This is a genomic window from Robertmurraya korlensis (assembly GCF_023715225.1).
Taxonomy (GTDB): Bacteria; Bacillota; Bacilli; order Bacillales; family Cytobacillaceae; genus Robertmurraya_A.
Genome location: NZ_JAMBNS010000001.1, coordinates 686,711 through 698,972 on the forward strand (window position 1 = coordinate 686,711; position 12,262 = coordinate 698,972).

Genomic DNA, 12,262 nt, shown 5'->3' on the forward strand with positions numbered 1-12,262 from the left:
AAATGCAAATAGATAAAGTGAAGCTAACAGCGAAAGACATTTTGGAAAAAGAATTTAAAACAGCCATGAGAGGCTACAAGCCGGAGGATGTTGATAAGTTTCTTGATGTAGTAATTAAAGATTATGAGATCCTACAGCAAGAAATTGAAGAACTTCAACAGGAAAACGCACGTTTGAAAAAACAATTAGAAGAAGCTGTAAGAAGACCTTCCGTTCAACAACCTTCTGCTGGTACAACAAATTTTGATATCCTCAAAAGATTATCAAATCTTGAAAAGCATGTTTTCGGTAGCAAATTATACGATTAACAGAAAATACCATGTAAGAAGGCATTGATATTTCATTCACAATTACATATAATATGTATTGTTCGTTAATAACGTTCGGGTAATCGCTGCAAGGATCGTAAGTGAATTGTAGAGGAAAGTCCATGCTCGCACGGTCTGAGATGTCCGTAGTGTTCGTGCCTAGCCAATTCATAAGCTAGGGCAGCTAGGTTTCTACTTGGCTGACGGCAGGGAAAATGCCTAAGTCCATTAGGATATGGCATGAATACCTTGAAAGTGCCACAGTGACGGAGCCCATTTAGAAATGAATGGGGTGGAACGAGGTAAACCCCACGAGCGAGAAACCCAAATTATGGTAGGGGCACCTTCTCTTAGGAAATGAACGAGGAGAAGGACAGGTTCAGCTGAATCTGTAGATAGATGATTGCCACCTGAGTACGAGACGACCAGTCGATGGTAGTACAAAGGAACAAAACATGGCTTATAGAACGTTATTAATGGAATTGTATGAGTGTTTTCTAATGATAGCTCTCCTCTGTTGGAGAGCTTTTCTTGTATTATACATATAATAAACAAGGCAAGTTACATTCTGTCTGAGGTGAAACGATGACGAAATTTGAATTAATAGCTACCGCTGCGATGGGGCTTGAAGCAGTAGTTGCGAAGGAAGTAAGAGATTTAGGGTATGAGTGTACTGTTGAAAATGGTCGTGTTCGCTTTATAGGGGACGAGATGGCCATTTGTAAGAGCAATTTATGGTTACGTACAGCTGATCGAGTGAAAATTAAAGTAGGAGAATTTAAAGCCAAAACCTTTGATGAATTGTTTGAAAAAACAAAGGCATTACCTTGGGAAAAATACCTACCGGAAAATGCTGAGTTTCCTGTGTCAGGGAAGTCAGTAAAATCAACTTTATTCAGTGTTTCTGATTGCCAAGCAATCGTCAAAAAAGCGATTGTTAATCGTTTAAGCACCCATTATCGTAGAACAAGCTGGTTTGAAGAAAATGGTCCTCTGTTTAAAATCGAAGTATCTCTCTTGAAGGATACGGCCATCCTAACCATTGATACGAGTGGAGCAGGTCTACACAAAAGAGGATACCGAGCGGAACAAGGGGAAGCGCCTATTAAAGAAACATTAGCGGCGGCACTAGTGCTGTTAACAAATTGGACACCAGATCGCCCGTTTGTTGACCCTTTTTGTGGTTCAGGAACGATTCCGATAGAGGCTGCTTTGATAGGGCAAAATATTGCTCCAGGCTTTAACCGAGAGTTCGTTTCCGAAGGATGGAACTGGATTCCTGATAAGCTATGGGAAGATGCGAGAAATGAAGCTGAAGATCTTGCAAGGTATGATCAAGAAATAGATATCTTTGGTTCAGATGTTGACCATAAAATGGTGAATATCGCTAAAGCTAACGCATTCGAAGCTGGTTTAGGAGATTTAATTCAATTCAAACAAATGCAAGTAAAAGATTTTACGACGACAAAGGAATATGGTGTAATTGTTGGGAACCCCCCATACGGAGAGAGACTAGGGGATAAGCCAACGGTAGAAAAAATGTACACAGACATGGGACAAGCTTTCTCCTCCCACGAAACATGGTCGGTATACATGCTAACGTCAAATGAAAGATTTGAAGAATGTTACGGAAAACCAGCGACCAAAAAACGAAAATTATTTAATGGGTTTATACAAACGAATTATTATCAATACTGGGGTAAGAGACCACCTAGAGAAATAAAATGATTTAAAACTGACTCGCTTACGAGTCAGTTTTTTATCGCTTAGTTTTAATAAAGTACAGGAGGGGTTATTTTTGCAAAAACAGCTACCATTCACCCTATCTAAATCTGAATCCTTTTTTGAGAAATTAGGGGATTGGATTGGGGATGTGTTCTACGATTTACTGCCAGAAGAGGGCTTTGAAGTACGTGACGAACAAATCTATATGGCATTTCAACTAGAAAAAGCCTTTCAAGAAAATAAAGTGATGTTTGCAGAAGCGGGTGTAGGTACGGGAAAGACGATTGTTTACCTCTTATATGCGATCTGTTATGCTCGTTACAAAAACAGACCGGCAATTATTGCCTGTGCAGATGAAACACTGATCGAACAGCTTGTCAAAAAAGAAGGAGATATCGCCAAGCTTGAAAAAGCGTTACAGCTCAATATTGACGTTCGTTTAGCTAAATCAAGAGATCAGTATTTGTGCTTGAATAAACTAGATCAATCTGTTGCTTCTTCCGATGTACATATGGATGTGTTCCATCAATTACCTGATTTTGTACATACAGGAATATCGATGCAGTCCTTTGAACGATACGGAGATCGTAAGGACTTTCCACAGCTGTCTAACGAGCAGTGGAACGAAATAGCATGGGATAGTTTACAGGACTGCTTTTCTTGTGATCAGCGACATAGATGTGGACAAACATTGCACCGTGATTATTACAGAAGTTCACAGGACTTAATTATTTGTTCGCATGATTTTTATATGGAGCATATTTGGACTAAGGAAGCAAGAAAACGTGAAGGACAGCTTCCGCTTTTACCTGAAAGCTCATGCGTCGTATTTGATGAGGGTCATCTCTTAGAATATGCTAGTCAGAAGGCTTTAACGTATAAGTTAACAGAACAAACACTTGAAACATTACTGGAGCGTCTAACCGCTAATGATGTAAGGGATAAGACACTTAACCTAATAGATGAATCCATTATTGCTAGTGAACGATTTTTTGAAGTTTTACATGACGCATCGGAAAAGACTGTTGGCTCTAATAAGCAGATGATTAAAAAAACACCGGAAGTGTTAGCAAAGGGGAAACAACTTGCCTCTTTATTATCAGATCTGGAAGAAGAACTTGTCTTTGAAAGTGAATTATATGTGATTAACGAATATGATCTAAAGATTGTCGAAGGCTATCTCGAGCAGATAACGTATTCATTAAGTTTATTTTTAAAAGAACTTAAAGGTATCATTTGGTTTGAAGAACATGAAGGAAAACGAACGCTTGTGATTATGCCGAGAATGGTGGAAGATATCATGCGTGAAGAGGTATTTTCACAGAAAAAGCCATTCATTTTTTCTTCTGCAACACTTTCCGAAAATGGCTCATTTTCATACATTGCAAAAAGTCTTGGTATTGATGATTTTTTATCTTTCCGTGTAAATTCACCGTTTAATTATGAAGAAGCGATGGAAATACAGATGCCTAACTTTACCTCAGTTGATGAAAAATGTATGTATACTGTTACGCAATTGAAGGAAGCCGGAGGAAGAGGTCTAGTTCTGTTCTCCAATGAGGAAGAACAACAATTTTTCAAACGTCATCTCCAAGAAGAACTTGCTTTCTCTATCTATTTTGAGGGAGATGCCGAAATAAGTACGTTAGTTTCGAAATTTCAACAGGAAGAGAGTGCTGTACTTTGCTCCACCCATTTATGGGAAGGGCTTGATATTCCAGGATCTTCATTAGAGAATGTATTCATCTTTTCTCTGCCTTTTCCACCTCATGATCCCGTATTTACTGCGAAAAGGGAGAGTACAGAAAACTCCTTTGAAGAGGTCGATATCCCGTATATGCTTCTCCGACTTCGTCAAGGTATCGGTCGTTTAATACGTACACATGAAGACAAAGGAAAAGTGCATATTTTAATGAACCAAAACGAGTCTCAAAAAATAATTGATCTCGTACATTCCGTCCTGCCTGTATCGGTATCAAAGTAAGCTTGGAGCAGATCATACTCTGCTCCTTTCTTGTTTTTCCAAGATTTTTCCTGAAAATTATGATAAAATTTTTGCAAGAAGGTTTTCGAGGAGGGGACAGGATGATTACTGCCATAAAGCAGATGGAACGAGAGTTTTTGGATTATGTTAAAAAAATGGGTGCGTATAAAGAAGCGCTTGGACTTATATATTGGGATCTTCGAACGGGAGCACCGAAAAAAGGGATGGAGCAGCGTTCAGAAGTCATTGGTATGCTGTCTAGTGAAGTGTTTAAAATGTCAACATCTGAGGAAATGGCTGCATACATAGCAAATCTTACTAATATGGAACATGATAATGAACTGAGTGAGATAACTAAAAAAACGGTTGCTGAATGTAAAAAGGAATACGATCGAAACAAAAAAATTCCAGCTGAAGAATACAAAGAATTTGTGATCCTTCAGTCGAAATCAGAGGCAGTATGGGAAGAGGCAAAGGATGCTTCAAACTTTTCCATGTTCCAACCATACCTCGAGAAGATAGTTGATATGACAAAAAAATTTATAACCTATTGGGGTTACACGGAAAATAAATATAATACTCTGCTAGATATGTATGAGCCTGGTATTACAGTCGACATTCTTGATCAAGTATTTAGTGAGCTTCGAGAAAAAATCGTTCCTTTAGTTCAACAAATAAAGGAATCAGAAAACAAGCCAAATACACAATTTCTGTATAAACATTTTTCTAAGGAAAATCAGCGAGAATTTAGCTTGGAAATCCTAAAGAAAGTTGGCTATGATTTTAACTCGGGTAGATTAGATGAAACGGTACATCCATTTGCGACTGGATTAAATCCAGGGGATGTTCGTGTGACAACGAAGTATGATGAAAAAGACTTCCGTACAGCTATATTTGGTACGATACACGAAGCAGGACATGCATTATATGAACAGAATATTTCTCCCGCATTAATCGGAACTCCTTTATGTACAGGAACATCCATGGGGATTCATGAATCACAATCTTTATTTTATGAAAATTTTATTGGTAGAAGTCTATCTTTTTGGAAAGGTAATTTTGACTTGCTAAAAGAATACGCTCCTGCACAGTTTCAAGATGTTTCGATTGAACAATTTTACCGAGCGATCAATGAATCGAAGCCGTCGCTCATACGCATAGAAGCGGATGAACTAACTTATGCATTGCATATTATGATCAGGTACGAAATTGAAAAAGGGATTTTTAATGATGAAATTGAAGTAAAGGACTTGCCTAAAGTTTGGAATGAAAAATATGAACAATACCTAGGGATTACTCCAGATAATGATGCAAATGGTGTTCTTCAAGACGTTCATTGGTCGGATGGAAGCTTTGGGTACTTCCCGTCCTATGCGCTTGGTTATATTTATGCTGCTCAACTAAAACATGCCATGTTATGTGATATTCCCCACTATGAGCAACTACTTGAGGAGGGGAACCTTCTACCAATAAAAGAGTGGTTAACCAATAATATTCATCAGCATGGAAAAATGAAGCTACCTCTTGAATTGATTAAAGATATTACGGGAGAAGGCCTGAACGCTTCCTATTTAATTAACTATCTTTATAGTAAATACGAGAGAATTTATAAAATAAAAAAATAACTACGTAGGATGAAAATTAGTTCGCTTAAAGCAATATGAATTACCTGTTGAAACCACAAACAGCGCCCATTAATAGGCGCTGTTTGTTATTACCATAATTTATAACCTTTTGAACCAATTGGAGCATTCTGAATCATATCTATAAATGGTATGGTGTAAGCGAACAAGATTAATAAAGCAGTAATTCCTAGCCAAAGTTTCCAGTTTTCAAATACCATTGGTGATTTTTCAGCTTTATCACTAACTTCTCCAATTGGAAATTCTTCTTCTCCTTTTGGTGCAAAAAATGCTAAATTCACAAAAATGTAAAGCATTAGAATAATTGCAACGAAAAGGATTGTGCCACCTACAGCTTGAGCGATTTGATACGGTATCCATTCAGTCGCTTGCGCAGCTCCCCCATACTCTGAAAAAGAAGAACGTCGTGGTGCACCTAGTAATCCAGCTGCGTGCATCGCACCTGACATAAAGGTCATACCGATTGCCCAAAGAACACCTTGATAAATTGCAAGTTTATTCATTGCTTTTGTTAATACACGGCCTGTTACATGTGGAACCAGCCAGTAAGAAATACCGAAGAAAGTTAAAACAACGGCGGTTGCAAGTGTTAAATGGAAGTGTCCAGTAACCCAAATTGTATTATGAATTACTTGGTTCAATTGATGGGAAGCATTCACCAGTCCACCTGCACCTGCAGGTATAAATGAAAGCATTCCGATAAAAGGCACTGTAAATCTTGCATCTCCCCAAGGCAGCTTCTTAAACCATCCGAAGAGTCCGGTTGCTCCTTTCGAGCGACCATAGCTTTCGAAAGTGGCAAAGAGGGAGAAGGCGGTCATTAATGATGGAATGACAACTAAAAAGGTTAAGATAACCTGTAAAAACTTCCAAGCAGGATCAATACCAGGCTCCATTAACTGATGGTGAAAACCAACAGGGATAGAGAATAGTAAGAATAAGATAAAGGACAAACGAGCTAGTGAATCAGAGAAGATTTTTGCCCCAATTACTTTTGGAATGACTACATACCATGCCATATAGGCAGGCAATAACCAGAAATAAACAAGTGGATGTCCGAAATACCAGAATAGTGTACGGCTAACTAGAACGTCCACTCGATCAACAATCCCGAGTGACCAAGGAAGTAATTGGAATAAAACGGTTGCAGCAACACCGATTGTTGCGACAATCCATAACATGGTATTAACAACAGCCATAAACGTAATTAAAGGACTTGGCTGACCAGGGTTTTGCTTTCTCCAGCTAATATATTTACCTAGTACTGCAGCTCCATCTACCCAGCTACCTACCACAACAAGAGTTAGACCCAGGTAGTAAATAAAATGTGCTTGTAATGGCGCATAGAAGGTATATAATACAGAAGCTTTATTTAGTAGAATCATTGTGGCTGCCATTAGCGTGCCAGCAGTCATTAACCAAAAGCCGATCCAACCTAATTTTCTTTGAAGATTGGATAATGTACCTGATGTACGACTTGTGGCAGCAATTTGAAAGCCCATAATGAAAAATGTTGTTAAAACCAATCCGAGCACAACACCGTGAACTGTTAATATTTGATAATAGCCAATTCCTGCAGGTAATACAAATTTTCCAGAACGTACTAATGTTTGCAGAAGACCTGCCAGCCCACCCACAGCCAAAGCAATGAATGCCACATAAAAATGGGCCATAACTAATTTTCCATCACGAGGATCAATTTTCGCATTTAATGTATTCATTATTCCACCACCTTGATTTTAGACGTCATCATGTGGTGTCCAGAACCACAATATTCATTACATAAAATTAAGTATTCTCCAGCTTTGTCAAAGGTAGTGACATACTCGCTTATATAACCAGGCTCTAACATCATGTTAATATTTGTTCCAGCAACTTGAAATCCGTGAATGACGTCTTTTGTTGTTGCAATTACCTTTACTTTTGCTCCAAGTGGAACTTCAATCTCCCCTGGAGAATAAGCGAAAGCTTGAGCTACATATACTAATTCATAATCCCAGTCTTTGCCCTCAACTTTTTTAAGTCCTGGCTCGTTGAATGGTGCAGTTGTATCAACTTTTTCAGGATTTATTGTTGCTAAGCAGCTTGGTGGTTGATTTCCGAGATAAAAGGCACTAACACCTAAAACGGTTAGGAAAACTAGAAGTGTCCCAATCCCAAATATCAGCCAAATTTTTTCAAACTTATGCATGTGCATGGTAACTGTATCCCCTTTCTCTCTTAAAAACGATCTAAAAATAAGAAGTAAACGCTCACCCATGTTACTATTAGAAAGAATCCTAATAGGAAAACGGAAGCTAATGTGCCCTTTAAAGAAGAGCTATCCTCTATTTCCGTCTTTGTTTTTCGGTTGAGTTCCATTTTCGCCATAACCCTCACTCCCTCCCCAAGGTTTCACAATAAATAAATGATTACAATTTCATAATACAAGACAATTGTTCCAATTCCATTAGCTTTCATTGATTTCACAAATTGTTCAATTGTTATGTATTTACTATGATAGTAGTGAAAAGTTATTGTGACAGTGATTTAAATCACATTCAGCTTTCTTGAAATGTGAAACATTTGTGAAGAAGATAAATTTTAAAAATATATGATAACGGTTACGAATGTCGTTATAAAAGCATTTGTAGATGAGTGATATTTATTACACAATAAAACACACCCTAGAAACCTAGAGTGTGTTACACGATTGTACTATCCCACTTTGAATAAGATCCTGATCCTTCGCAGCCTTCACAATCAAAGATATGGTTATATGGGATGAATTCTCCTACTGGAGGATGCACATGATACCCTTTCCCGTGACATTGAGGGCACTTATCTTCCTCATACATGGCTTCCAGATGCTCCTGATACTTTCCTTCTCGCCAATTAAAGAAGGCTTGAATGATTCCCAAGATGATTCACCACCTAAAAAACTTTATTTGTTCCTATTATTTCTAATGGGGTTACCTCTATACATATTATTAAGGTAGAGGTGTTAAGGTGCTGTTGATAATTGGTATTTGGATATGGTTATGTTCACCATGGATTTTTCATATTTATTATTATTCTTGAAGCTTTTAGACTGCTTGTAGGAACCTCTTGTATGAAGAATAAATATACTGATAGTAATATTGGTCAGTAAGAAATAGTGAGGGATAATATATGGTGAAATACTATTGTGAACACTGCCGAACCCTTTATGATGGGAAGGTAGTTTGTCTGGTTTGCGGTGAATTGGTGTGTAAAGAGATTTATATAGAGGTGCAAAGACAACAAGACAAGAAGTAATATGATGAAAGGAAAAAGAAACCCTTTTTCCTTTTCTTTTTGCCTATCGTTTGATATGTTGATTCATATATGAATGTAAAGGGGGATCATTGTGTACTTACCATCATTTCAATTAGATAATAAACATGCGATAGTTACTGGTGCTGGAAGAGGAATTGGAAAAGCACTAGCCATTGGTCTTGCAGAAGCAGGGGCAGATGTTGCCTTACTTTCTCGTACCGAGAGCGATTTAAGGGAAACTGCTGAAATCATTCGTTCTCTTGGCAAGAGGGTCCTCGTTATACCAACAGATGTCACCTCAAAAGAGGAAGTGTTAAAAGCTGTTTCTACGGTGGAAAGTGAGTGGGGAGAAATACATATTCTTATCAATAATGCAGGAATGAATATTCGTTCTACAGCTTTTGAGGTTACAGAGGAAGAGTGGCAGACGATTATGGATACGAATTTAAAGTCAGCCTTTATGATGTCACAACAAGTTGGTAAAGTGATGCAGAAGTACGGAACAGCGGGGAGAATCATATCTATTTCATCTGTTGCTGGGCATGTTGCCTTACGAACAGGTGTCGTTTATGCGGCAACAAAAGCGGCCATGATTCAAATGACCAAGGTGCTTGCATTAGAATGGGGTCCTCATAATATTAATGTGAATAGCATAGGTCCATGGTATTTCAAAACACCTTTAACGGAAACCTTACTTTCTAACAAAGAGTATGTAGAAGATATTTTAGCCGTTACGCCTTTAAATCGTGTCGGAGAATTACCAGAACTAGTAGGTCCTGTCGTCATGCTAGCTTCTGAAGCAGGAAATTATATTAGTGGGCAAACCATTTTTGTTGATGGCGGTATGACCATTCACGGATTTTAAAAAAATGTAGAGAGGCAAATCCTCTCTACTTATTTTCTACCATAATAATTAGTTCAATCGTTCCTAAGTCTTGAATATTGATTGGTAAACGGAATGCCTTATCAAATCCGTAAACCTTTGTTTCTCCAACCAAAACTGTAGGTGGGGTAATATCCGTTTCATGACCTTTTTGTGAAATCGTTGTAGATAAATTCCCTGCAATCATATTTCCTAACTCTCCTGCAAAGGACTCTAGCATTTCTCCTTCTAAAGCCATACCGAACATTCCTTCTCCGATCTTACCAAACACCTGTTCATTTCCATCAATAATAATTCGACCTCTAACATCTCCGGTCATTCCAATCAAAACACCAATCGAATGCTGTGTAAAAGGCTGTGTAAAAAGAGATGGTTTTTCAACGGCTAGGTCAAATGGAAGAACGGATTTAACTGAATCGATAGTCCCGTTTAATATATCTGTTACTTGCTTTGATAAAGTCATTTATATTCCTCCAACTAGTCGAATATCTTTATATTATCATAGATACTAAAGAAAATAACATGGTTTTCTCATTTTCAATAGTAAAAAATAATGGGAATTAAAGTAGTTCTTTTGATTCATTTCTATGGTAAAAATTATCTAGTGATTTGAAGCGGAAATCAACTTATAATGAAAGAGCACAGCAACTCCTTCAAGACATGGATGGCTCTCTACTTACTCTAGTAGGGAGTTTTTTTCATGTATAAATCTCCTGTTTTTGGAAAAAGTATCCTTAATATGGTGATCATGGAAGGAGCAAAGCAATGCCAGCAATCCTATCAGTAGGTGAAGCACCCCCGCAATACGAAATAACACAAACTGAAGTGATGAATTTTTCTCGAAAACTTTTTACAGATGCATTTCACGATATTGAAAGATTGCTTCAGGCATTTCAGCACGGCCAAATTATAAAACGACATTTTGCTAGAAGTATTGAATGGTTTGCAAAAGAGAGGTCGTTTAAGGAAAAAAATGATGCATATATAGAAACAGCTATACAGTTAGGTACAAAAGCAATAGAAAATTGTCTGCAAAATAAAGATTATTTGAAGAAACCAATAGATTATGAAGACATAGACGCAATTTTTACTATATCAAGTACTGGTTTAGCAACCCCTAGTTTAGAAGCAAGGATTATGAATATCCTTCCATTTTCGATACATACGAAACGAATTCCTATCTGGGGTCTTGGCTGTGCAGGGGGAGCTTCTGGATTATCAAGAGCATACGAATACTGCCTCGCTTTTCCCACTGCCAAAGTACTTGTGCTTACAATTGAATTATGCAGTTTAACATTCCAAAAAAACGATCTGTCCAAAAGTAACTTGATTGGGTCATCCCTTTTTGCCGACGGAGTAGCATGTGCTCTTGTAGTAGGAGATCAAGTACAAAAGGAAAACATCAGTCAATTAACCGCCTATCCAACGATATTTGCAACAAGGTCAACAACCATGAAGGACTCGCTAGATGTAATGGGTTGGGAAGTAAAAGAAAATGGACTTTATGTTGTTTTTTCTAAGGATATTCCATCTATTATTGAAAAATGGTTAAAGCCCAATGTAAATAGCTTTCTTATGGAGAATGGCTGCCAACTTGAAGAGCTTCAGCATTTTATTGCACATCCAGGAGGAAAGAAGGTTCTAGACGCCTACGTAAAATCATTGCAGTTACCAGCAGAAATGTTAGAAATATCTGCAAATGTGTTAAAGAATTACGGGAATATGTCATCAGCAACCATTTTATATGTTTTGAATCGGACGATGAAAGTGGCAAAAAAACATGATTTGGGGCTTGCAACGGCATTAGGACCTGGTTTTAGCTCAGAATTACTTCTCTTACAATGGAGGGAAACATAATGTTCTTATTATTTCTTACATTCGTGATTTTTCAGCGAATTTGTGAATTAGCAGTCGCTAAAAGAAATGAGAAATGGATGAAAGAGCAGGGTGGGGTAGAATTCGGGAAAACACATTACGTATTTATTGTTCTTGTCCATGCATTATTTTTTATATCACTTTGTCTTGAGGTGTTAGTACAAGAACGTGTAATCTCTCCATATTGGCCAGCGCTGGTTAGCTTGTTTTTGGTCACACAAATAGGAAGAATTTGGGCGCTGTTGTCTTTAGGAAAGTATTGGAATACAAAAATAATCGTCGTACCACATGCTACAGTTATTAAAAAAGGTCCATATAAGTTTCTCAAGCACCCAAACTATTTAATTGTGACCGTAGAATTTTTCGTGATTCCACTTCTTTTTCAAGCATACGGAACACTTATAGCTTTTTCACTCCTTAATGCTCTTATCTTAATGATACGCATTCCAGCTGAGGAAAGGGCTCTTTGTGAACACACAAAATACAATGAGGTATTTCATAAAACAAACCGATTGCTCCCGTTACCGTTTATGAAAAAAATGTGAATGCTCAGAAAGTTTATTGATAG

At 37.7% G+C, this 12,262-nt stretch carries 12 protein-coding genes and 1 other RNA gene; 8 read left to right on the forward strand and 5 right to left on the reverse strand.

The window, feature by feature from the left end; all coding sequences use genetic code 11:
• Nucleotides 1-2: 2 nt before the first annotated feature.
• The 5 genes from gpsB to M3175_RS03755 all read left to right on the forward strand — a co-directional run bounded on the left by gpsB (nucleotide 3) and on the right by M3175_RS03755 (nucleotide 5,642).
• A complete protein-coding gene (gene gpsB, locus M3175_RS03735) occupies nucleotides 3-308 on the forward strand; it encodes a cell division regulator GpsB (RefSeq protein ID WP_160547184.1) in 306 nt (101 codons plus the stop codon).
• A 71-nt stretch (nucleotides 309-379) separates the two neighbouring features.
• Nucleotides 380-776, forward strand: an RNA gene (gene rnpB, locus M3175_RS03740) — RNase P RNA component class B.
• Nucleotides 777-893: 117 nt separating this feature from the next.
• Nucleotides 894-2,036, forward strand: a complete 1,143-nt coding sequence (locus M3175_RS03745; protein ID WP_251514791.1) for a THUMP domain-containing class I SAM-dependent RNA methyltransferase — start codon at nucleotides 894-896, stop codon at nucleotides 2,034-2,036.
• A gap of 70 nt (nucleotides 2,037-2,106) precedes the next feature.
• Nucleotides 2,107-4,017 carry an ATP-dependent DNA helicase gene (locus M3175_RS03750; RefSeq protein ID WP_251514792.1) on the forward strand — a complete coding sequence of 637 codons (1,911 nt, stop codon included), beginning with the start codon at nucleotides 2,107-2,109 and terminating at the stop codon, nucleotides 4,015-4,017.
• A 101-nt stretch (nucleotides 4,018-4,118) separates the two neighbouring features.
• Nucleotides 4,119-5,642 (forward strand): carboxypeptidase M32, encoded by a 1,524-nt coding sequence (locus M3175_RS03755; protein WP_251514793.1) that lies wholly within the window; start codon nucleotides 4,119-4,121, stop codon nucleotides 5,640-5,642.
• Nucleotides 5,643-5,731: 89 nt separating this feature from the next.
• On the opposite strand, the gene M3175_RS03760 is transcribed toward M3175_RS03755, so the two are convergent.
• The 4 genes from M3175_RS03760 to M3175_RS03775 all read right to left on the reverse strand — a co-directional run bounded on the left by M3175_RS03760 (nucleotide 5,732) and on the right by M3175_RS03775 (nucleotide 8,560).
• On the reverse strand, nucleotides 5,732-7,381 hold the full coding sequence (locus tag M3175_RS03760) for a b(o/a)3-type cytochrome-c oxidase subunit 1 (RefSeq protein ID WP_251514794.1): 1,650 nt from the start codon (nucleotides 7,379-7,381) through the stop codon (nucleotides 5,732-5,734).
• Nucleotides 7,381-7,857: a cytochrome c oxidase subunit II gene (locus tag M3175_RS03765; protein WP_251514795.1), complete on the reverse strand. Its 477-nt coding sequence runs from the start codon at nucleotides 7,855-7,857 to the stop codon at nucleotides 7,381-7,383. The genes M3175_RS03760 and M3175_RS03765 overlap by 1 nt, the downstream gene beginning before the upstream one ends.
• 23 nt (nucleotides 7,858-7,880) lie before the next feature.
• A complete protein-coding gene (locus tag M3175_RS03770; RefSeq protein ID WP_119708897.1) occupies nucleotides 7,881-8,030 on the reverse strand; it encodes a cytochrome c oxidase subunit 2A in 150 nt (49 codons plus the stop codon).
• A 314-nt stretch (nucleotides 8,031-8,344) separates the two neighbouring features.
• Nucleotides 8,345-8,560, reverse strand: coding sequence for a methionine aminopeptidase (locus M3175_RS03775; RefSeq protein WP_251514796.1), 216 nt, complete (start codon nucleotides 8,558-8,560; stop codon nucleotides 8,345-8,347).
• Between the two features lie 467 nt (nucleotides 8,561-9,027).
• Here M3175_RS03775 and M3175_RS03780 point away from each other — a divergent pair, with 467 nt between their 5' ends.
• On the forward strand, nucleotides 9,028-9,801 hold the full coding sequence (locus M3175_RS03780; RefSeq protein WP_251514797.1) for an SDR family NAD(P)-dependent oxidoreductase: 774 nt from the start codon (nucleotides 9,028-9,030) through the stop codon (nucleotides 9,799-9,801).
• Between the two features lie 25 nt (nucleotides 9,802-9,826).
• On the opposite strand, the gene M3175_RS03785 is transcribed toward M3175_RS03780, so the two are convergent.
• The gene (locus tag M3175_RS03785; RefSeq protein WP_251514798.1) at nucleotides 9,827-10,282 is read right to left on the reverse strand and encodes a chemotaxis protein CheX; all 456 of its coding nucleotides are present in this window, start codon (nucleotides 10,280-10,282) and stop codon (nucleotides 9,827-9,829) included.
• A gap of 302 nt (nucleotides 10,283-10,584) precedes the next feature.
• Between M3175_RS03785 and M3175_RS03790 the strand changes: the two genes are divergently transcribed.
• A complete protein-coding gene (locus M3175_RS03790; protein ID WP_251514799.1) occupies nucleotides 10,585-11,676 on the forward strand; it encodes a type III polyketide synthase in 1,092 nt (363 codons plus the stop codon).
• Nucleotides 11,676-12,239, forward strand: a complete 564-nt coding sequence (locus M3175_RS03795; protein ID WP_251514800.1) for an isoprenylcysteine carboxyl methyltransferase family protein — start codon at nucleotides 11,676-11,678, stop codon at nucleotides 12,237-12,239. The genes M3175_RS03790 and M3175_RS03795 overlap by 1 nt, the downstream gene beginning before the upstream one ends.
• The last annotated feature ends 23 nt before the right edge of the window (nucleotides 12,240-12,262 follow it).

What these genes read in the sequence shown, in the direction of transcription:
- M3175_RS03795 (WP_251514800.1), top strand. Translation starts at nt 11,676, where the DNA reads ATGTTCTTATTATTTCTTACATTCGTGATTTTTCAGCGAATTTGTGAA.
- M3175_RS03760 (WP_251514794.1), bottom strand. Translation starts at nt 7,381, where the DNA reads ATGAATACATTAAATGCGAAAATTGATCCTCGTGATGGAAAATTAGTT.
- M3175_RS03785 (WP_251514798.1), bottom strand. Translation starts at nt 10,282, where the DNA reads ATGACTTTATCAAAGCAAGTAACAGATATATTAAACGGGACTATCGAT.
- M3175_RS03790 (WP_251514799.1), top strand. Translation starts at nt 10,585, where the DNA reads ATGCCAGCAATCCTATCAGTAGGTGAAGCACCCCCGCAATACGAAATA.
- gpsB (WP_160547184.1), top strand. Translation starts at nt 3, where the DNA reads ATGCAAATAGATAAAGTGAAGCTAACAGCGAAAGACATTTTGGAAAAA.
- M3175_RS03755 (WP_251514793.1), top strand. Translation starts at nt 4,119, where the DNA reads ATGATTACTGCCATAAAGCAGATGGAACGAGAGTTTTTGGATTATGTT.
- M3175_RS03765 (WP_251514795.1), bottom strand. Translation starts at nt 7,857, where the DNA reads ATGCACATGCATAAGTTTGAAAAAATTTGGCTGATATTTGGGATTGGG.
- M3175_RS03770 (WP_119708897.1), bottom strand. Translation starts at nt 8,030, where the DNA reads ATGGCGAAAATGGAACTCAACCGAAAAACAAAGACGGAAATAGAGGAT.
- M3175_RS03745 (WP_251514791.1), top strand. Translation starts at nt 894, where the DNA reads ATGACGAAATTTGAATTAATAGCTACCGCTGCGATGGGGCTTGAAGCA.